Annotated in this window: 16 protein-coding genes; 2 read left to right on the top strand and 14 right to left on the bottom strand. The window is 48.3% G+C overall.

All coding sequences use genetic code 11. The features are described 5' to 3' along the window. The first annotated feature begins 29 nt into the window (after positions 1 to 29). The gene (locus HW115_RS06565) at positions 30 to 1,202 is read left to right on the top strand and encodes an AraC family transcriptional regulator (RefSeq protein WP_178931789.1); all 1,173 of its coding nucleotides are present in this window, start codon (positions 30 to 32) and stop codon (positions 1,200 to 1,202) included. A gap of 192 nt (positions 1,203 to 1,394) precedes the next feature. Continuing rightward, a complete protein-coding gene (locus HW115_RS19735; protein WP_227021327.1) occupies positions 1,395 to 2,078 on the top strand; it encodes a PEP-CTERM sorting domain-containing protein in 684 nt (227 codons plus the stop codon). A 60-nt stretch (positions 2,079 to 2,138) separates the two neighbouring features. On the opposite strand, the gene HW115_RS06555 is transcribed toward HW115_RS19735, so the two are convergent. From HW115_RS06555 to HW115_RS06500, 14 genes are all read right to left on the bottom strand, one after another. Further along, the gene (locus HW115_RS06555) at positions 2,139 to 3,557 is read right to left on the bottom strand and encodes a sulfotransferase (RefSeq protein WP_178931788.1); all 1,419 of its coding nucleotides are present in this window, start codon (positions 3,555 to 3,557) and stop codon (positions 2,139 to 2,141) included. Positions 3,558 to 3,638: 81 nt separating this feature from the next. Next, on the bottom strand, positions 3,639 to 3,824 hold the full coding sequence (tnpA, locus tag HW115_RS20330; protein ID WP_425498134.1) for an IS66 family insertion sequence element accessory protein TnpA: 186 nt from the start codon (positions 3,822 to 3,824) through the stop codon (positions 3,639 to 3,641). Between the two features lie 61 nt (positions 3,825 to 3,885). Then, on the bottom strand, positions 3,886 to 4,947 hold the full coding sequence (locus tag HW115_RS06550) for a glycoside hydrolase family protein (protein ID WP_178931787.1): 1,062 nt from the start codon (positions 4,945 to 4,947) through the stop codon (positions 3,886 to 3,888). Positions 4,948 to 5,491: 544 nt separating this feature from the next. Then, positions 5,492 to 7,882, bottom strand: a complete 2,391-nt coding sequence (locus tag HW115_RS06545) for a glycosyl hydrolase 115 family protein (RefSeq protein WP_178931786.1) — start codon at positions 7,880 to 7,882, stop codon at positions 5,492 to 5,494. 61 nt (positions 7,883 to 7,943) lie between these two features. After that, positions 7,944 to 8,180: an IS66 family insertion sequence element accessory protein TnpA gene (tnpA, locus tag HW115_RS20325; protein WP_425498133.1), complete on the bottom strand. Its 237-nt coding sequence runs from the start codon at positions 8,178 to 8,180 to the stop codon at positions 7,944 to 7,946. A 188-nt stretch (positions 8,181 to 8,368) separates the two neighbouring features. Beyond that, positions 8,369 to 9,964: an alpha-L-fucosidase gene (locus HW115_RS06540; protein WP_178931785.1), complete on the bottom strand. Its 1,596-nt coding sequence runs from the start codon at positions 9,962 to 9,964 to the stop codon at positions 8,369 to 8,371. Positions 9,965 to 10,402: 438 nt separating this feature from the next. Then, the gene (locus tag HW115_RS06535; protein ID WP_178931784.1) at positions 10,403 to 11,938 is read right to left on the bottom strand and encodes a sulfatase; all 1,536 of its coding nucleotides are present in this window, start codon (positions 11,936 to 11,938) and stop codon (positions 10,403 to 10,405) included. A gap of 172 nt (positions 11,939 to 12,110) precedes the next feature. Then, entirely contained in the window at positions 12,111 to 13,742 is a 1,632-nt protein-coding gene (locus HW115_RS06530; protein ID WP_227021326.1) for a sulfatase family protein, read from the bottom strand. Next, complete coding sequence (locus tag HW115_RS06525; RefSeq protein ID WP_227021325.1) at positions 13,739 to 15,484, bottom strand: arylsulfatase; 1,746 nt, start codon at positions 15,482 to 15,484, stop codon at positions 13,739 to 13,741. The genes HW115_RS06530 and HW115_RS06525 overlap by 4 nt, the downstream gene beginning before the upstream one ends. A gap of 5 nt (positions 15,485 to 15,489) precedes the next feature. Further along, positions 15,490 to 15,672, bottom strand: coding sequence for a hypothetical protein (locus HW115_RS06520; RefSeq protein ID WP_178931783.1), 183 nt, complete (start codon positions 15,670 to 15,672; stop codon positions 15,490 to 15,492). After that, positions 15,665 to 18,496: a discoidin domain-containing protein gene (locus tag HW115_RS06515; RefSeq protein ID WP_227021324.1), complete on the bottom strand. Its 2,832-nt coding sequence runs from the start codon at positions 18,494 to 18,496 to the stop codon at positions 15,665 to 15,667. The genes HW115_RS06520 and HW115_RS06515 overlap by 8 nt, the downstream gene beginning before the upstream one ends. A 219-nt stretch (positions 18,497 to 18,715) precedes the next feature. After that, positions 18,716 to 19,474 carry a PEP-CTERM sorting domain-containing protein gene (locus tag HW115_RS06510; protein ID WP_178931782.1) on the bottom strand — a complete coding sequence of 253 codons (759 nt, stop codon included), beginning with the start codon at positions 19,472 to 19,474 and terminating at the stop codon, positions 18,716 to 18,718. Between the two features lie 334 nt (positions 19,475 to 19,808). Further along, positions 19,809 to 21,407, bottom strand: coding sequence for a LamG-like jellyroll fold domain-containing protein (locus HW115_RS06505; RefSeq protein ID WP_178931781.1), 1,599 nt, complete (start codon positions 21,405 to 21,407; stop codon positions 19,809 to 19,811). After that, positions 21,404 to 21,964 carry an RNA polymerase sigma factor gene (locus tag HW115_RS06500; protein WP_178931780.1) on the bottom strand — a complete coding sequence of 187 codons (561 nt, stop codon included), beginning with the start codon at positions 21,962 to 21,964 and terminating at the stop codon, positions 21,404 to 21,406. The genes HW115_RS06505 and HW115_RS06500 overlap by 4 nt, the downstream gene beginning before the upstream one ends. Between the last annotated feature and the right edge of the window lie 58 nt (positions 21,965 to 22,022).

Genomic DNA, 22,022 nt, shown 5'->3' with positions numbered 1-22,022 from the left:
CTACGCTATCCCCCCTCCCTTCATGAGCCATGAAAATCAAAAAGATAGCAGTCTCAGTCGAAAGCTCTCGAGCCTTCGGTCGTGGATTGATTCAGGGGATTTGCGATTTTGCGGCCAAGCGTGATGACTGGCAGCTTTTCTACCATGAAAGCACGCTGCAGATGAAACTTGCCGACTGGGTGGATCAACACAACTGGGACGGAATTATCACCCGGATCACCCACAAACAGGATGCTCAATTGCTCTCCGGCAGGGGCATCCCCACTGTCGATCTTCTTGGGGAAATCAAACACCCTAGGATCTCTACCATCGATGTCGACCATCAAGCGGTCTCCAAAATGGCACTCGGTTTCTTTTTACAAGCGGGTTTTCATCAAATTGCCTACTGTGGCTACAGTGGCATTTATTTCTCAGATAAAAGGCTCAAAGCATTCCAGAAAGAGGCTGAAAAGCATGGACTCACCGTTCATAATTACAGCCACCAACTTTCCCAAACTTCGTCCATTATCGAGCGCGAAGCATGGAGAGAAAACCGAGAGCTCGACCTAACCGCATGGATCAAGTCACTCCCCAAACCCATCGCCATATTCGCTTGTAATGATGTGCGAGCGCTGGATGTTTCGTCAGCCTGTAGGATCAACAACATCAAAGTTCCTGAAGATGTCATCATTCTTGGTGTCGATAACGATCCGTTGATTTGTCAAATGGGAGTCCCCTCAATTTCTTCGATCTCCCCAAACTTAGATAAACATGGTTATGAGGGTGCCCATACGCTTCAGCAATTGATTGATCAGAGAAGCTCGGTGCCACTTCATCAAAAGATTCCACCCATTCAAATCATTGAACGTCCATCTACAGACCTGATTGCATTCAATAAAGAGCATGTAGCCAATGCAGTCCGCTACATGCGCAAGCATTACGGTCAGTCAATCGCCACCGAACAAATAGCCGAAGAAGTGGGTGTATCTCGTTCACTATTAGATCGGGACTTTAAAAATGAACTCGGGAGGACCGTCAGTCAGGAATTGACACGTATCCGCCTCGGTCAAATCAAGTATCTACTCCAGCACACCTCACTGACAATCACTCAAATTGCGACCGAAACAGGATTTATGAATGACTCCACATTAAGCTCCTTTTTTAAAACTCAGACAAAACTTTCACCCGGAAAGTTTAGACAAATTTCACCCGAGACGAGCTGAAGGGACATCAGCGAAGGTCATGGTCAATACATCCCAGATTATTGGGGTGAATTCCCAAATTACATACTTTACACCAGTTCACCAGCATACATAATTATGTGTAATTATTGCATGACAAATGGCTATTTTCCTTCGGTGAACAGACAAAATAGCTAATTTCAACATCCTGAAAAAATACAATATAACAATACAATGAAACTTAAATATATCATCTCCGCATCTGCGATGGCTCTGGTCGCCAACGCTTCAGCTGCAACTAGCCTCATCATCAACGGTGATTTCGAAACTGGTCTCAGCGGTTTTCACAACTACAGTCTTGGTTCTGAGCTAGGGGACCTCAATTATGGTCCTCCCACCTATGGAGCCTCACTACCTGACAACTGGACTACTGGACCTGGTGAAACCCGTATTTGGTCTGTAACCGATCAGGGAAAAGATGACGTCATTTCTGGCAGCTACGCGGTTCGTCTCGATGCTGCAAGTAACGGGAACCCAAACGGAGTGCCTGAAAGACTCATCCAGACTGGCATCAATCTAACCGTCGCTCAAGAATACCAGTTTACCACCGAGCTTTATGGTCAAAGTAATCTGGGTGCTGAACTCCTCGTAGAACTGATTGGCACGGGTGCCAATACAGGAAATGACATCACCGTTGGTACATTTGTAGACACCACAGACGGAACCATTCAATTTGTTTCATCAAACTTCACTGCAACGGTGGGTGGTGAATATCAGATCCAACTATCTTCCGCTAACAGCCCCGATGGCAACCACGTCTTCGTAGACAACATAGGTTTAACAGCTGTTCCTGAACCTTCTTCTGCCGCCCTGCTTGGTCTTGGTGGATTGGCTTTGATCTTGCGCCGTCGCAAGTAAAGGAACACCCAAAATTAATTTCACTCTCAAACGCTCGGAGCTTTAGTTCCGAGCGTTTTTTTACACATACTGAGTCAATTGATCCACCAGATGGGGAGGCAATAACTCCAAATATTTTTCATAGCGTTGAACTTGTTTGCTATGCACTTTTTCTTTTGCTGCGGCGTAGTTAGGAGAGTTCTGACTTCCTCCAAGTGAAAGACTGCTATCTTCAATTTGCTTGCCCCTGTGGGATATCACAAAATCTTCATACTGAATCACCTGAACCACATCCGGAGCCGCTTGAATCAAGCGCTCTTGAATTTGCAAGCTAGCTTGAATCGAACGAGCGGCCCGCTCAGCAGTATAAAACTGCAAGGAAAAAGCATTTAAAGGTAGATAGGTAAACATACAGCTGAGTAAGCAATCCAAAGGGTGACGTCTCACCAAATAGATTTGCGTCTCAGGAAATACAGACAGCCAGTAGGGAGCCCACCATTCCATTCCTGGATTTTTATCAAGCCATGGCTGGTCTTGGGATAGTCCAGGCACAAACAATTGCATTTGATCGGCATATTGTTTCTGAATCTTCTGTTTATCGCTGAGCTTTAGACTGCTCGGATTTTTACTGAGATAGCGACCACCATCTAATACTCTCATAAAACTTCCAACTTCATCCAGACCGATACATTGCAATTCCTTGGCTAAATGAACAGCAACGATTGAGGTGCCAGACCGAGGGTGTCCCGCTACTAGAACTGGAGATAGACCATCAGTTGCTGACTTGTTAGAAGGCAACTCAAAACCATCATAAACTCTATTTGAAAGCTCAAGATCGTTTTGCCATTGAGCATCCATGACTTGTTCAACACTAGCCTCTGGGTATGCATCTCGTCTAGCGCCAGTCATCGTCGTCCAAGCTTTCTGGTAAAGTCCTTGTTGTTCATAACACATCGCCAATAACAAAGATGCCCTCAACGTTGTCCCTTGATCAACCCGAGCATACTTACCACTTACAATACTCTCAAAACTGACTTGAGCAGTATCTACATCTCCTTGTCGTGAGTGAATCACTCCCTTTAACAATTCTGCTCGAACAGACTCTGCTGGAAGCTGGTTCAAAATCTCCATACATTCGGTCAACTCACCCATTCTCTCGCAAACCTCTACTAAGGCTATCCCGACATCAGCACGCTGCGTCTCTGTCCACGATTCTCTCAGGATTCGAGAAGCCTCGCCATAATCGCCCATTTTAAAGTATCCAGATGCCATAGGCACCACGAACTCGACTAATTTTAAAGCTTCGACCTGTTTTAATAGTTGCCGAGCTAACTTCAAATCACCTACATGAGTCAATGCGCGAACAGCCTCCAGTAAAATAATGGGATGGTTGGCATACACCTTGACAAGCTTCCGGTAATGCGAGGCTGCCACACGAAAATTCTCAGACTGCAATGCCTGCCTCGCCGTCTTCATTTTTTTTTCTGTAACTGATGCCATGGTCAAAGTCTATAGAGTTAACCATGAACATGACAAGTTTCTGTGAAGAAAATCCAAGAGTTCAATCCAAGCTTTCAACACCTAGACTGTGGACATCATTCCATACTTCTTGCGCCACCGGTGCAGGGTAGCCACGGATATTTGCTTCTGCTGACAGAAGCTCTCCTGGCTCAGTTCACTGGCATCGCATTCGCGTAATAGAAGAATGATTTCCTCGGGTTTTGTCCTTTCTGTTTGTTCATGTTGTTTGGATTTGGATGTTACCAAATCCTCTCACTCAACATGGACCACTTTTTCTGGCGGCGGTCAGACGTGCTTGAAATTGCTTCTATTTATTTCCCGGTGTGATTTTCAATATAAAGGAAGCGGAAACCTTGTTTCCTTCAAGGTTGCATTGTGATGGCATGTAGATATACGACGGTTTACCCTCTATAGATAAAACCTGTGGTCGTTCAAATTTATAATTGTTGCCTTTGACGAATGTTGGTTTTATGAACATGGATTTCGGTATATACTGATCCATTAGTAGGAAGGCCGGTTCCACATGATCAAAAGTCAATCCGTTTTTTGACCGCCAAAGGAGACCGCCACCTCGATTGAACATGCCATGATTGTCGGTTGTGATCATAAAGAAATGGTTATTATATCTGAAGGCGTAACCGTCTTCTATTACACTCTTATTATTCGTGACCGGTGTCTCCTGAATGATGTAAGGACCTTCCAGTTTATCGGCGATGGCAAGGCCCATCTTCTTGGGCTTCTCTTCTAGTGTTTGGGATTTAAAGTAAAGAAAGTAGCGACCATCATCGGATTTGACAAATGCCGGGTTGTTGACGCCGCAACCCGACTTATGTGTCCAGCTTTTGGGGTCTGTCGATGGAGCCAATACCATCCCATCCTTGCCTATTTTCTTCCAAGGACCATAGAGGGAATCGGATATTTTCATGCCTATGCGCTGACTTGCAGGGAATGGTTTACCACTATTTGCGATGTAAAGCAGAACATACTTATCATCCACTTTTCGGATACAGGGGTTATGGGGAGACTTAGAGTCCCATTCGTCTCCACCTGTTCCCTGGACTACAATGTCAGAAAACTCAAAGGGACCTTCAGGCTTGTTGCCAACATAGTGAGCGATCTCGCAATGAGTCTTCCAGGCAAAGTGATTGTGTTTGCTGGACCAACGGGCTACGAAGAGATGTACCTTGCCCTCAATATCCATGATGGGCGAACATCCCCAAATATGAAATTCTGGATCATTGATTGCGTAGCCCACGTGCTGGAGTCGGGCGTTTAAACCTTCAAGCAGATCGGGTGATTCCGGTGCGGCTGCCGCTGATCCGAGTGTAGCCATAGCTGCCAATGTCGCACGTAATAAATAATGTTTCATTTTGATAACCTTGTCTTTCTTCTTAACTTCAAATTGTCCGGGATAAACGTCAATGGAAATTGTGTCTCAATGCCCGTTTTAACTTCATAGCAGAAGTCGGTATTATCCAGCAGGTCAGCAGGAGTGTACTTGTCACCTAAAAACGGACTGTTTTTAGGTGACAAGTACAGATTCGTTTGGTATCCAAAAAACGGAATGTCTCAGATTCTTATCACCAGAATTCGCCTTGTGATGGCTTTCGAAGAAGATGCCATCATGATGAACTGTAATGATCTTCCCTTTGAGTGAAACCTTCGAATTGTTGAGCTAAGTGGTTGTAGGACCGATCGGAGAGCCTGCCGCTCCTAACATGTCTCGCCGAAAGTAGACTGTAACTTCTGTGCCAATCCATTGTTCAAGGGCATTAGATTTGCGTGTCGAGTCTCCGCAACTAGACAACATGAGAAGGGCGATTAGGATTAATATTGGTTTCATTTTTTGCATAACGTCCAAGGTCAGTTAGGCGGCTTGTCCTCGTTGACTGCACTGCCTTGTTCGCATTCTGTCAATAAACCACAATACTGCTGATGGCCAAGCCGGGATCAAGTAAGGCCAATTGCAGGTCTACACTCCCTCCCTTTTTCAGATCAAATACGACCTCTGCCGAGGAATACCCCCGGATCACATTCTTTGTCCACTTTTTCGATTTGGAACCTGAATTTACGTCTAGAACTTTGTGTTGACGGCCATCTATTTTAACGGAGCAGCGCAACGAGCGCCCCTCATGAATAGCGTGAGTGGGAACACAGACCAGCTTTATGCGGCGCAGGCCGGCGGGCAGGTTCAGCCGAATCGATGCGGTGGGCGCGTTTCCTGCGTCCTCGTAGCTTAGTCCATCAAACCTGATACGCGACAGACTTTCCCCATCCACACCGAGGCCCCGAATAACCTGCAGCTTACTGCTGTCAAACTGCAATTCACTAACATTTATGGTCTTAATGGAGGTGTTGGATGCCTCCTGTGGCGTCTCTCTATTTTGAATCTTCGGCATTCCGAAGACCGGACGGTTGCGCGGATTCATGCTCATCATGCCATCCCACTTGCCGCCTGCGAGCTCCTTGTTGTAGGCTTGGGTGAGTTTTTTGATCTCACTGTGGGCATCTTGGGACCTGCCATGATCTCCCATCCTGGCATAGAGATGCTTTTCGTTCATTTTCGCGGCACAGATAACGGGGTAGTAGATCAACTGAAAGTAGGCATTCTGGAGGTGAGCCGGGATGCGTTTTTTTAGGTCAATTGCTTTACGTTCGATCGCCTGATACGCTTCCAGCCGCCTTCCCGCTTCCTGCTCTGAAAACGAAACGAGATTAATATGCTCGGGTTTACCTGACGCGGCCAGTCGGTAGTATTCCGCTTTAATTTCAGCAACCTCGCCGGCGAATGACTGACCAAGTGTTCGTGCGGCCCACTGCTCAACATAATCCGCCGCCTCTTCGGGCGGCCATGCCTCTATATCCCACGCCAGATCCATTGCGAATTCAGTTTCCAGTTCAGCGGGTTTGATATCCCCAACGTTGAAGACCCAGAGACGGTCTGCACCGTAAGCATACGCTTTATTCATTTCGTAGGAGATCAATGTCGGCGAGACGGAGCTGAGCCACAGGTAGTCCTCCGGGGGCCCCCAGTAGGACAGATGATAGTAGACTCCGCTGCGCCCTGAGCGCTTTTGCTCCTCCGGCGTCGAAAGCTGGCGGATGTAGCCATGATTGTCATCCGCCCAGACGATGGTCACATCCTCCGGAACCTCCGCTCCCTGCTGATAGAGTTGGAGCACCTCTTTATAAGGGCAGAATATCTGGGGGATTTCGGAAAAGTCTCGCTTAAAGTGTTCAGCAATCATGTTTCGCTGATCCTTAATAACCTTGTCCATTAACTTGATTTTTCCTGTAGTCGATTTCGGTCCCGGCATTTTACCGTCATGGATCCCCCTCATTCCAACAGTGAATACCGCATCCACTTTTCGGTCTGCGACCTCCTTGACACGGTCGTTCCAGTATCTCTTGATTTCTTTCTCATTTGTGTCGTAACGCCATGGACCCGGTTTGCTTCCGTACTCTTTGAAAAAGTTCTTCTGCCACTCATCCACATTGTTACGGAGCATTGGTTCGCAGTGGGTCGCCCCCAGGACGATGCCGTATTGAGCCGCGACCTTGGGGTTCTCGTCATAATAGAAGAATGCCTTGGTGCACTTATGCATCGCGGGCCAGACATAGTTGGCCTTCAATCTCAACATCAACTCGAATATTCTGGCATAGGTCTTCGGGCCTATATCCTTGATGTCTGTATCAATATTCTTTGCAGCCCACGGCTGCAACCCCCAGTCCTCGTCATTCAGAAAGATGCCGCGATATTTAACCGAAGGCGGCCCCATAACGACTTGATTGAGTGTAACTGTCAAATCTCTACGCTTGGCAGGTTTGACGTCAGCCCAGTATACCCATGGTGATACGCCCAAACGCTTGGAAAGCTCAAAGACACCAAATGCCGTACCCCGCGGATCACTACCCGCGATAACCAACGCATGATCCAGGCCATGAAATGGGTTTTTGACGATCTGAATCAGGAATGTTTCCCATTTTCCATCCAGTAATCCTTTTGAGATTTTCCCCCTGTCGATAAGATCCCCAATCATTGCGGACTTGCCCAGTGTGCCGATGATGATAGCCGCTGAGGCATCCGGCTTTGGTTTTGATGAAATTTCAGGCCGGATACCGGTAATCAGTTTTATATCCTCCGCCATCGCGTTGCTCGAAATCGCGACAACCTCAGCATCATTACGGTCGAAAATGATGGGAACACTCTTGCTTTTATGGACGATCTGAAAAGATTCTTCCTTAGCCTGAGGTGAAAGGGTCAAGATGGCATAGAACACCAAAAAACTTGCTAGTGATTTCATATGTATTTTTGTTGCTTTGTGTGAGATTATATGGCTGATGCGTCTGGTAAATCAGACCTTGTTAGTTGAAAAAGGTGGCGTTTTCCTTTTCAAGCGCCTTGAGCCTCTTCGCGTCTGCCACGTCCATCATTCCATACTTCTTGCGCCATCGGTGCCGGATAGCCACGGATATTTGCTTCTGCTGACAGAAGCTCTCCTGGCTCAGTTCACTGGCATCGCATTCGCGTAATAGAAGGATGATTTCCTCGGGTTTTGTCCTTTCTGTTTGTTCATGTTGTTTGGATTTGGATGTTAGCAAATCCTCTCACTCAACATGGACCACTTTTTCTGGCGGCGGTCAGTCAATGGAAATTGTGTCTCAATGCCCGTTTTAACTTCATAGCAGAAGTCGGTATTATCCAGCAGGTCAGCAGGAGCAGCCAAGGTTAATGTAACTGCGGCCGGCGGCTTAAGAATGAGACACGCTCCTTCAACACCTACTAACAACTACTCAACTTTAAAAACGCTTGCATACTTACTCGGCCGCTTGCCCGGGACTTTAAGCACCAACTTTTTGGGATATTGTTTAAACTCAATTACAGAATCGCTTCCCAACATTTTGATGGAACTAATTTTTTTAGCGTTGTTGGTTGACGTTGAGCCCAGCGACGTTAGTTCAATTTCTCCTTCTTTCGGATTAAGCACAAAAACGTACAATGCATCGCCCTTTGTTGTAAAGCGCACCTCATCGTTTCCAAAAGCCGGGCTATTTATGGTTCTTGAGTTAAAATGAGTGTTATCTTTTCTCTTTTTAAGACCTCTCACATCAACTTCACTAATATTCTTTCTTTCAGGATCCCTTTTATAAGAATCAAGATTGTCACCATAAATCCTCCATGGTTTACTTGCGTAAATAGCTTCACTGTTTAGATTAACCCATGCTCCGACCTCGTCGAGAATTACCTTGTGGTCTTTTGGTATGGTACCATCTGGCAATAACTCTACATTCAACAACATGTTTCCATTCTTACTATTCATGTCAGCCAACATTTCAATTACTACGCGAGCGTTATATCTGCTTGGTCTGTCTTTCTTATAAAACCAACTGTTAAATGTGATTGTACCTTGCCAAGGAGAAGGAAGTATTTTGTTGGATCCGCCTTGTTCAACATCACCGATTGTTGATGGTTCATTCTTAAATTTACCAACCACCACAGCATCTAATTTACCATCTTCATTCAGCCTATGATTATAATAAGTTGTGCATACTTCTTTTCCATAATTTCCATACGGGAACCCCCCGCCATCAAACCAAAGCATGTCTATATCATATTTTGTCACCAGTTCTTTATGACGTAAAACCCAATTTTCCTTCATCTGTTTAATCCATTCGGGCGTTCTCTTTTCTGGAGGTAAGCCATAAAGCTCAGATGGGTCAAATCCTTCCCACCATTTCCCAATACCATCTTCTTTGGTCATGTGTCCATCATAAGGAACCCCTTTGTAGGGTCCGCTTTTATCTGCACCAAATGCAGGTAACCACCAGCTAAGAGATCGATCATCATGCGAGCTTACAGCGAAAGGGAGCCCATATTTTCTTGAAGATTTTTCAAATTCTCCAACGATATCACGCTTTGGTCCTATATTTACAGAATTCCATTTATGATGTGTTGAATTGAAATTATCAAAACGGTCGTGGTGATTCGCCATAATCATAAAGTACTTAGCTCCTATGCTCTTGAAATACTTTAGTAGAGCGTCGGTATCTAACTTTTCTGCTTTCCATTCATTGATTACATCTTTGAATCCTATTTCTGAAGGGTGTCCATACGTTTTACAATGGTACTCGTAGGCATTCTTTCCCCATTGCTGTCCTCCAACGTCCTGCTGATACATATGCCGAGCATACCAACCGCCACCCATTTCAGGCTGTGTTTGCGCTCCCCAATGTGCCCAAATACCAAACCGGGCTTCAGCAAACCAGCTTGGACATTCATAATGCTCGCGTAATTCTTCCCATGTAAGATCTTTCTCCTGGGAGAAACATGGGATACTTATAGATGTTAGTAAGACTAAAATCAAAATGAAATGTTTTGTATGCATATTATTGTTATTAAAGATTATTACTTTTTGTTTTTTACTTCCGCTGTGCGATGCCGCGTATGATTTGCTCGTTTTTCATTATAGTAACTTAATGCCATACTCTCTAAATGTCCTAGCCGCCCGGAAATAACACAAACTTATGAAATTTTTGTTACTCCCCCCTTTTGGTTACATATTAATATCAATGGAGAGCACTCGACAATCAAACTGAGCCAAACAAATGATCTGAATGCGTTTGGTATGCTGATGTGCGCCCATGAGGGCTGGCTTCGAAGTTGGTTGAGATCATCCGTTAACCTTTTCATTCTATACCAACCCGACCAAGGCAACGACCTTGGTGTCGTTCCAGAGGTCTTCCTTGCCAACAGAATGTTGAAGCGCGGGAGAACGGTTCTGTAGGTGGAGAAAGCTCGGCAGTGTGGCCATCACCCTGGATTTCTACTTCTTCTTTTCCTTGGCGTCCTTAGCCTTCTTTGCCGGGATGGGCTTTGCTTTGGGATTGTATCTTGGGTTGTCGGTCGGAATGTGCGCACCCGTTTCCTTGAGATAATCCATCAGTTTATTTCTCATGACCTTAACCTTTTCCGGCATGCTACCGGCAAGGTCATTGGTCTCACCAATATCGTCGACAACGTTAAATAGTTGTACGTCTTTGAGATGATAGTTGACGATCAGTTTGAAGTCGTCCTGACGGATAGCACTGCTCGGATAGCTGCCTTCGCCTTGGTAGTGAGGGAAATGCCAATACATAGCATTTCGAGACAACTTACGGTCCTTGAACAACGGGAGCAAGCTGACGCCATCCTTGTGTTGTTCCGGCTGAAGTGGCAAGCCGAGCATGCCGAGGATGGTTGGGTAAAAGTCGGTGCTGGTGACTGACGTTTGAGTGTGCATGCCGGGTTTGGTGGCTCCCGGCCAATGGATCAGAAGTGGAGTTCTGAGACCGCCTTCGAAGGTGAAAGTCTTGCCGGCGCGCAAGGGTTGGACGGCAGTCGGCGAACTATGGAAGAACGCGGTGCGCCCACCATTGTCGCCGGTGATGAAGATGATGGTGTTGTCATATTGGCCTGTATCCTTCAGTGACTGGATCAGTTTGCCAATATTCTCATCCAGTGTGGCAAGCTCGCCAGCGTAGTCGGGGAACTGTTGACGCCGGTTATAGGGCTGATGTGCATGAGAATCCTTAACCTTTAATTCGTCTTCCGACATGGGTGAAAGTTTCCTGGCTTTCTCTGCAAATTTCTTTTCCAGTTCCGGCTTTGACGCAATGGGGGCATGCATGGCAAAGTGGGCTAGGTAAAGGAAGAACGGCTTATCCCGCTTCTTACTGACAAACTCAATGGCATTATTCGTGAGAAGGTCAGTGAAATTGTCGCCTTCTTTGGCCGCTGGAAAATACTCCGGATGTCCTCTGAATGGATAGAACATGGCGCACCTGTTGGCTTCGATGACAGCCATCTGACTGTCGAATCCGTGAGCCTTCGGCCCCCCTGTCTTCTTCAATGGTCCCATGTGCCATTTGCCATAGAATGCCGTTTCATATCCGACCTTCTGCAGTGCCTCTCCAAGTGTTACTTCCGAATTTTTGATGGCTGGGCTCTTTGGCACTTTGCAGATAACGCGTTGATGCGCAACCGGGTGATTCGGCCATGTCGCTTTCCCAGGCAACCATTGGGTAACGCCGTGGCGGGCCGGGTTCTTGCCGGTCATTATACTGACTCGGGTGGGAGAGCACATGGGGCTGGGGGTGTAACACCGGTCAAACCGCATAAAGTCCTTGGACAGCTTGTCGAGTTCCGGAGTTTCGTAAAACGTAGAACCGTTGTAGCCAACGTCTTTCCAACCAAAGTCGTCGATCAGGACAAACAGTACGTTTGGCTTGTTCTCTATAGGTGGCTCCGCAGCTTGGACTCCGCAACCGCTTGCGATTGTCGTAACTGCACAAAGTGTCGCGATTACCTTGTTATTCGTCATGTTTTGTTTCCTGTTTTGAGTCAATATCGGGACAGTAGGCCTTGCCTACGCACTGATGTCAAGCTACAGGCTTCACCTGACCGGCCACCGATGATGGAGCTGAATTTATGCTTGCCGTGGTTGATTAAAGGCACTGCCAAGGCACATATAAAGGGTGTAAAGTTCATGAACTTTACTTCTTTGTTTTTGACTTCTTTCGCTTTTCTTTTCCGAGACTGACCCCCTTGACGTCATTCGCCTGCTTGGGCCCAGGAGTGCTACGCCCATTCGTGATGTATTCCAGCATCAGACTGTGGAGCTCTTTCACTCTTTCAGGATGTTCATCGTAGAGGTTCTTGGTCTCCGCCAAGTCATCCTTTAGATTATACAGCTGCCACTTTGGTGCTCCAGGAGGAGCTTGCGCCGGTTTACTCCAACCAGCAGAGCCACCGCAGAAGCATAATTTCCAGTCACCCTGACGGATCGCAAAGGAACCAGTAGCGGAGTGCATCACTATCGCGCTACGATCGACTAGCTTTGGGTTCTTCAAAGACGGTAGAAACGAGACGCTATCCACCCCTGCCTTAGGAGCCATCTTGACCCCAGTAATCTCAGCACAGGTCGCATAGAAATCCGCAAGGGTGGTGAGACGATCAGTCTTAGTACCTGGCTTGATCACCTTCGGCCATCGAGCAATTGTAGGAACTCGATGCCCCCCTTCATAAATATCCGCCTTGTGGCCTCGTAGTTCACCACTCGGAAAATGTCCCTTCTTTTGGAGAGCCTTGATATTAGCAGCGGGAGAGCAGCCGTTATCAGTGGAAAAAATGATCAACGTATTCGCCGCAAGCTGGTTGTCATCAAGGGCTTTCAACACCTCCCCAACAACCCAATCGGTTTCCATCAAGAAGTCGCCATACTTACCGATTGGTGATTTCCCTAACCACTCCTTACTCGGCACAATCGGTGTGTGTGGTGAGGTCAGTGGCAGATAGAGGAAGAACGGCCTCTCGGAATTCTTCTGCTCATTGATATATTCAACCGATTTCTGAGCAAACACTTTGAGGCACTCGTTGGCTTCGAAATCAGATGCCGCAGCACCAACCCGAGCAATCCCGCCCTTGATAGATGGAACACCCTTTGAAACAGACGGAACCTGTATGGCTTTGTTGTTATGAATATATACATACGGGGGCATATCTAACGAAGCAGCAATCCCGTAGAAATAATCAAACCCATTCGAAGTTGGTGTCACAGCAGGTTTTATGTAGTCGATGTTCCATCCAGGCCCTGTTTGGCCTTTCTTAGGCTTGGAGCCATCAATAATGTGCCAACCTATCCCCAAATGCCACTTTCCTACGATAGCAGTATCATACCCTTGTGATTTCAACAGCGAAGCCACTGTAGACTCACCTTCCTTGATCAAAGGCTGACACTCTGGCTTGCTGAACACCCATTTTTGCAATCGCGTGCGCCAGTTGTATCTGCCAGTGAGCAGCCCATAGCGTGATGGTGTGCAGACAGAGGAGGTTGTATGCGCGTCCGTGAATTGCATGCCTTCCTTGGCTAGTCGGTCGAGATGCGGCGTTGGGGCCCTCCCCGTGGTGTGCGACACATCGCCCACCCCCATATCATCTGCAAAAATGAAGATAATATTTGGCTTCTCTCCCGCTAAAGCAGAGCTTGTCAAAAGCCCCACCAAGCCCATTTGAGCTACTTTTTTTATCATAGTGAGTTGGCTCTTGTTTAAAATAAAACATACAGCTAAATAAAACATACTGCTAGAAATTTCCTTTTTTGGTAAGGTGGCGGGAAGGGCTTTCATGGGTTGATAATGAGTTGATAATGAGTTGATAATGAGTTGATAATGAGTTGATAATGAGTTGATAAGGGGTTGATAATGGGGCTCTTAAACTCATCATACTTGATAAAGTTCATGTTTTTTGTAACGAAACTCCGTTCGGCCCACGCTTTATAAAGGTTCGTCAGCTCCTTTACTTTCTCTGGAAGTTCTTTTGCCATGTTGTTGCGTTCTGTTCGGTCGGCCTGCATATCGTAGAGTTCCCATGGTTTTCCTTTGACGGCTACAAGTTTCCACTTGCCGTAACGGATTCCTCGATTGCCAACATGTTCAAAAAAGAGAGGTGCGTTGCGTTTAAATTGCTTCCCTTGAAAGATGGGGTTAAGGCTGACTCCCTCCATAGGAATGATCTCGTTTCCCTTAAAGGATTCTGGGTAGGAGCTGCCAGATAGATCCACGCAGGTAGCCATTAAGTCAATAAGGTGGGTGGGTTCAGAGGTAAGTTTTCCGTTTAATTTGGCATTGATACCTTTGGGCCAGTGGGCAATCAACGGTGAGGAAATGCCACCTTCGTGAATAAATTTTTTATACTTCCGGAACGGCGTATCAGACACATTCGCCCAGCATGCTCCGTAAAGAGCAAACGATTCCGCTGTGCCACAAATGCCTTTACCTGTATTTCTACCCATGGTTCCACCTTCGGCGCATCCGCCATTATCATGAAGGAATAGAATCAGTGTGTTCTCGTAAACCTCTAGCTGCTTCAAGGTTGCCACGATCTTTCCAACATTTTGATCAACGCAGTCAATCATGGCGGCATAGGTTGCCATTCTTAGATCCTGCTCATCCTTCTGCTTCTCTGAAAGACTGTCCCATGCGGGAATGCCTTTCTCGCGGGTAGAGAGCTTCCACTTCGGGTCAATGATGCCAAGTTTGATGAGTTTTTCGTAGCGTTGCTGGCGTATCGCATCCCACCCTATTTTGTATTTACCACGGTACTTGGCGATATCTTCCGGCTTTGCTTTCAGTGGGTAATGCGGGGCATTATGGGCGAGATACCATAGAAATGGCTTCTTCTCTTCAACCGCTTCGCGGACATACTTGAGGCCTTCGTCCGTCCACGCATCGGTGGCATACCAACCTTCGGGAGGATCCTTCTGTTTGTTGTAGAGGACTTCATTCCCACGGACTACATGACGCTCTTTTTTAAATGCCGATGGGCGGAAGTAGAACCCACCACCCTGAGGGCAACTGTAGTTACGGTCAAAACCTCGGCCCGACGGCAGCCACTCCTTTTTCTTGTCGCCCACATGCCACTTGCCTGTTTGAATAGTCCTGTATCCGCCTTGTCCAAGAACTTCAGCAATCGTGACGCAACGTTCCATCAACCTACCACGATAACCCGGTTTGCTTGGACCCGCGTCATTCGTCATATTGCCAACACCTGCTTGGTGCTGGTATAGACCGGTCAAGAGGCTGGCACGGGTTGGGCAACAGCGTCCCGTGTTATAGAACCGGGTAAAGCGAATACCTTTATGGGCGAGAGTATCAAGGTGGGGTGTTTTGATTTCACTGCCGTAGCAACCGAGATCAGAGAACCCCATATCGTCCGTCATAATAATGATAATATTCGGTTGATCCGTTTTGGGCAACACAGATGCCATGGTGCTGTCCATAAGCAATGCGAAGCCTATAGTCAGGCCGAGCATAAGATGATTACAAATATGGCTAATCAGGTCTATTTTCATTGTCTTTACTTGTTGCATGATGGTTAACGGAAACAAAGGTATTTTCGTGTGAACGTTGCTCCTCCGGATTTATACGAAACTTTGGCCAACCCCGTGTAGGACAGGTCGACATAGCCCAGATCGTCCCCCACGGGCGCAGCTCCCAGAGAACAAACCGGGAGCAACGCGAACACGGCGGCGACAATCGGTTTCAGCAAACTATTCATATTTAAACCAGACAGTTGCTGTAGTGTCGGCATCGCTCACTGCACGCACCCAATAGGCGCTGAAGCCTTCTGGGAAATTGTGCGTCACGGTCTCTTCGGCTTTGAGTTCGAAAATATTATAAGGCACCCACAGACCTGTGCCATCAAGATCCACTTCTAATGTGATACGCGCATCCGATTCAGCAGAGAGTTCGACACTTTTTTCGTCGTAGGCAGTCATGAGATAGGGATCGGACGGGACGCCGGCTTTGACCTGCGAATCTTTCCACGGGCCGCCTTGCCCACGCGGCTTGCCGAGCTTCCAAAGATCATCGACCACACCTGCCCAGATGGCGGCCTTGCCGTCTGCACTGCGTAGAATGTGCCTACTCTTTGTTTCAGCGTCCAACCCGGTGAAGTAAAGCAGTCCGTTGTGGGAGCAGAAATCGTGGATGGCAAGGTTATGACTCGCCACGGGGCGGACCTTGGCGACGCCCTGCGCATTGCGAGCAGGCAATTCGTAGAAGGTGCCGTGCAGGTTGAGCAGATCGCGCTCGGTGGCGACTTCACGACAGACCCGCGCCAGACTTTCAGTGACGGCTGGTTGCAGGATCTGGTTGTAGAGTGCCACTTCGTAAATGCGAACATGCCGCTGATCAGTCGAAACCAATCGCAACTCTTGCGCGGAAACAGGCTTCGGCAAATTAATGGTGATTTCTATCGATTGATTATCACGAATTTCAGCTCCCGGGAGTGTTTCCCATGCGCCATCCACCTTGGTTTGCACTGCGATGTTGTCGACGCTGTAGTTGGCTTCACGCTTCCATCCGGTGATGATTTGAATACTACGAAATTGCTTTGTTTCACCGAGATCGATCTCGACCCATTTTTCACCGGACTGTTTGGAAATCCAGCGGGAATCTTCCCCCGTCTTACCGTCCACAATATTTGCGGCGGCGAAGTCTGTCTGGTGTGTTGAACTGGCGACAACCTTTGCCCCTGCGGCCAGGTTCTCGAGCTTTACAGGTGGCGAGGATGGGGATGTATAGCGATCACTCTTCGGAAACCGATAGCGCTGCCCGTCTTCTTCCAGTATCACCGATGCTGCATCGACGCGAAATGCCTTGGCTGGCTGTTTGACCGCTTTGATCAATGCTGCAGCCTGTTTAGCATCATTAACTTTGGTGAACTCCATTTGCGGGTTCAGCTCATAGTAGCCGCCATCCGTGAGCGCGATGCCCAGTTTGTCATAAGCGAGGCTACGCATTACGCCGGTGGTAGTTGCAGTCTTCTCCAGAGTAGCAATACCGTCGAACAACGAATCGTTTATCGCCGGGCGCAGGTCGCGATTGCGGAATTGGAAATGGGCGCTAACACCGGTGGCATTCTGATCCGCCGTGAGCCGAATCCATTCGCCTATTTCCTCTGCCGTGAACTGGTGAATGGCCGATCCGTTAGAGCCGACTGTGATGTTGCGGAGCGTCGTCCATTTGCCAGTCCCTTCCTTATCCACTTCGAGAGTGAAGGTGACAGGTGAAGAGCTGGAGTGCGTTAAGCAGAGTTGGCGATAATCATAGCCAGAAAAGAGGTAGGGGTCGCTGGCGACATTGGCTTTGACGTCGTCGCGCAACCAGACGGAACCGCGTCCGATGAGAGGGCCGAGGGTGTCGAGCTGCGTCGGCTCAACAAACCAGAGGTTGGAGTTGGACTGCCTAGCGGCCCCGTGTTTGGCCTTGTAAGTCCGCGTGTTCAGAAATTCCGCTTTGGCTGAGTCATCACAACCGAAGACGATCCGGTCGTTCCATTTGCAAAAATCACCGATAACCTTGAGGTAGTTGGAACGTGGAACAATGCCAGCCGAATTGGCTGTAGAGAACGTTGGCGGAAAGCGCCAAAAGGTGCCATGCATAGTGGCGAGAAAATCATCTTCTCCGATTTCGCGGATACGGGGCCATTCGGTATTCCAGCCGTGAGCACCATCGTAGGAGTGACTGCCTTTGGGCAGGCGGTAAAACGTCCATTCTCCGTTTTCAAGCAGCCCGAGAAGAAGTGAGCGCGCGTCCCAGCCCATGGTCCAGACGGGATCCGTTGCGGGGTGTTTGCTTCCATATATTCCACCAGGTCCAGTGACTTCGGTAAACTGGTTTTTTCGGACGAGCTGCCAGTCGCCCTCACCAAACCATTGAGCAAGGGCACCGGATGTCGTTGTGGGGTTTTTCCTGGCCGCTCCACTCTTCATCCCGTTATTGGAATAGATCACACGCCCCTGTCCGGAATAGAGTCCTTTCCCGTGATAGCCATGCAGCATGGATTTCACACCCTCTCCAACCACTTTGATTCCAGAGTTCCCATCTTTGATATGCTCTTCCACGGCCAATGTATCCACATTAACGGTATAGAGCCCTTCTTCCATGGTCGCATAGTAAATCTTGCCAGCAGGGTCAGTTAGGTGCCTTGCATTGCCAGTATGCCGTCCAGGCATTTTATCATAAGGAATCACGCGGACCTTACCTTCGGCATCGATCGCGTAGGGTCCGATGAAAAGTTGCTTAGATTCACGATGAATCATCCGGTTGGCAGGTGTGCCACCGATGCTCTCGGGTCGGATAAGCTGTTTCAAGTCAGCCGTGATTTCATAGAGCTTATCAGATGAGCCCTTTGGCAAATGTGGGGCATAGGTAATCACCCAGAGTTTCCCCGCCCACGGAACCACAGCGCCGGTGCCGCACTCGCCCTCATTGTTATACATTGTCAGGTGCGGGTAAACACCGCTGTATTGCTCTTCTGCATCAGCCGTGGAGAACGCGGTGAAAAGACAGGTAAAGGCTAGTAGGTATATTTTCATATATTTTTAAGGTTGGGATATTTTCCACTCAAATTTGAGGGGTTATCTTAGCGGATTTCAACAACCACTCTTACACCGTGAATGTCATTTGATAGGGTACAATGATTCATTGAACCCTATTAAATGGTTTGATCTGATAGTGTCTGGAGTGCGGTCACCTAGGAAAAAGGCTGGAACCCACACAGGGACGCCAGCCTTTCCCAATTTTTATGACTTTAACTAGCGCCGACGACGATTGCAGAGTGTCAGGAGGCCGAGTCCGAGCAGCGCTGCGGAGGATGGCTCGGGAATGGCTGTGACTACCCCGTTGATGGAGATATCGTCGAGACGGTGGATTTGGTTATCGGTGTTAATGGAGGAGGCATTGTCGGCGAAATAGAAGCGAAAATCGATCGTATCGCCGTTGGTGAGGCCGGTAAAGGCAGTGCCTGCAACCGTGTTGGTCGAGGTCAGGTCGATACTGAAGGTGGATCCCTCGTTGGCGTTGATGTTAGTGGTAGTGGTGAGCTTGTCGCCCGTGCCGGTGTATCCGACCGCATCCGAATAGAGACCAAGGGAGAAGGTTCCGTCGATTCTGCTCGCGTAATACTTGAAGTCAAGAGTGGTGAGATTGAGAATCTCACCCACGCCGAGGTTCTGAACCGTCATACTGAAAGAGTGGTAGAATACGCCAACCGGGCTGGTGTTGGTGGGGGTGTTCTGCGCACGCATGAAGACACCGTCATTGCCTGAGATAGCTGAGTCATCGTCATAGTCCGTGCCGGGGTCGTCAGCCGCCCCGATGGCTGCGGAGCGCACGTCGTAGGTGGACACGGACGAGTAGATCGAGCTGTCGGTTGAGACCAATGAACCGGCAAACGGATATTCGACGAGGACTGCGGCATGGGAAGCTGAACTCAGTGCGAGGCCTAGGACGGTGAGTGATACGGAACGGGTCATATAATTGCCCCAGGTGCTTGCCTGGTTCAAATTATTCATATCGTTTGATTGATGGTAGTTTGTTTTCATATCGTTTGATTCATGTTAGTTTGTGGCCTTAAATCTATCATTGCAGACGTGATCTCGGCGCTTCAAGATGAACTTTAAAATGTTCTCTCTTAGATATAAGAAGTAACGGCACGCAAAAAGTAACACATGGAATTGCATTTTTTTCATGCAAGCGCCCAAATCACCCTCAATTCCTGAAAACAATGGCGGGATTAGCGGCCCGATTTTAGGGGCGGGCCGTTGAATTGAGCTGGATTGGCAGACTTGGAGAAGGGCTTCTCGGAGAATGTTACTCCCTGGATCAGATAGAATCGCCCGGGGTCGTTCAGTTTCCCTCCATTAATTGCAGCAACTCACTCTGACTCAATGAGGCATCAAAGATGTAGAGATCATCAATTTCACCACGGAAGAAACCGCCGTGCGGGTGTGGTCGATCTTTCAAATAGACGACATTACGTCCAAGCCAGACACCGTGCGTGGCCTGATCGATTTCTGTGCGGACTTCCTGCAAAGATCTGCGAGATAGACGCTCCAGTTCACCATCAATATAAAGAATAACATGGGTCCCCACATTCGGTTGACCCCCTCCATACATGACAACACCGATGTGATGCCATTTGCCGTCACGCAAGTCGGACGAACCTATGATTTGCCCCCCCTCAAGGCCCAACCGGAGTCGCCCGATGGGGCCATCTTTAGCCAGTGGATTAACCGATAGCTGCCAGACCTCACCAGGAAGAGGATGTTTTCCCCAGGATACAATTCCAAATCCCTGTCTCACAGAAAAGTCTTCAGGCACCTTAAGCCAGAAACATACCGTGCGGGGTTTCCCGCCGCCAATACCACGGTAACCACTCTCGGCATAACTCCCCTTGCCGTCAAAACGCAGGGCATTTCCCGCCTCAGGGGTCGGCCCCGGAACCCTTGATGGTAATGCCCCCTGACCCATCTTGTGAAAAATCATATCGGCTTTGTTTGCTATCGTTGCGGCCAACTCACCCCGGCTGTGAGCGATGTTGCCTTCGGCTTCGTTAAATGACCAGTGGATAAACTCGGGTTTCGATTCGGACGGAGGCGGCATCAGGGTATAAAACTGACCGGCATCGGCAGCGATTAGCTTGCCTCCATCGGGCCCCATTTCCATAGCATCATTGCGGGTCAAAGTCACACGTTTACCATCGTTAGAAATTGCCTCGATACTGCCCTCGATAACGTGAGTTTCCACCAGCCCATTGGAAAGCACGGCAACACCGAACTCGGTACTAATATCGATAATCTTGCCTTGAGGCGTTTCTATCCTGTAGCCGCGCCCTTTCTCCGTGGCCCGCATTACGACACGTCCCTGATGTAAAATGGCACGCCCGTCTTCCGGAAAATTCAGTTGGGCGGGACCCTCCACGATCAGTCGACCTCGACCGGCCAGTTCGAACTCCAACAGACCCTTTTCAATCTCTACCGATGCCCCAGCCGTGAGCACCGAACCATTGCCGATAGCGGCACCTGACCACTGCACTCCAATAGCCCGCTGCAAAGTTGCCATCACGGATTGATCCGACCTGTGCTGAGCCGACCTGTGCTGATAAAAATATATCCCTGAAACCAAACCAATCATCACCAATGCTGCAGCAGTCATCGCCCACTTCCTCCAGCGAAGCAGACTCAACCTTCGCCCTACCCTGTCGACAAACTGATTCGTCTCGGCATCCTTCAGGCTGTCTAAAATGCCCTGAACTCTTCTTTCGCTGGAGACCTCGTCCTCAAGAATAACACTGAGCCGGGCATGCATTTGGTTCTGCGTTCTAGCCAATTCAAGGAGAGACGCATCTTCACGCAGGACCTCTTTTAACTCGGAGACCTGGACTGGTGTCGCCTCACCGTCCTGCACAAGAGCCAATAATGCCAAAATATGGTTTTTCTTATTCATGGTGTTTTCGGGTTTAACTTAGTTTCAATACAATCTGCGAGGGACTGTCTGAGCCGATGAAACTTCATCGTCAGAGCGGAATAGCCAGCCCCTGTTTCCTGAGCAACCTCTCGCAAGGTTTTACCAAGGGCGTAACGATCATTGAGCAGCTTGATTTCGGGTTTTGCCACAAGTGTCAGACATTCGTGCAGGGCATCGAGTGATGCGTTACCGTGGACCGTTTCATTCGGATCATCCGTTGCTAAAAGTACCTGAAGTTCAGGATCGCCTCCGATGTATTCCTCCCGCATTTTCCGGCGATAATTCCGAATATGGTTGTGGGCAATACGCTGCAGCCACGCTTCAAAGCTGCCCTCACCCCGAAAATCACGGATTTTCAGAAATGCTGTCACAAAGGTATCCTGCGCGAGATCGTCTGCCGCCGTCCAATCAGCGAGTCGAGATCTCAACCAAGCCCGAAGCCAGCCCTCATGGGCCCGCACTAGCACACCAAACGCATTCAGGTCACCTGTTTGGCTCAGCTTGATATTATCCAGATCCTGTCGAGAACTCTCCATCGATATTGATAATATGTAACCAGAAGGGTAAAGTAACACAAATTTTATAAGTTTGTGT

Source organism: Oceaniferula marina (genome assembly GCF_013391475.1).
GTDB lineage: Bacteria > Verrucomicrobiota > Verrucomicrobiia > Verrucomicrobiales > Akkermansiaceae > Oceaniferula > Oceaniferula marina.
This window is presented reverse-complemented; position numbering and strand designations above follow the sequence as displayed.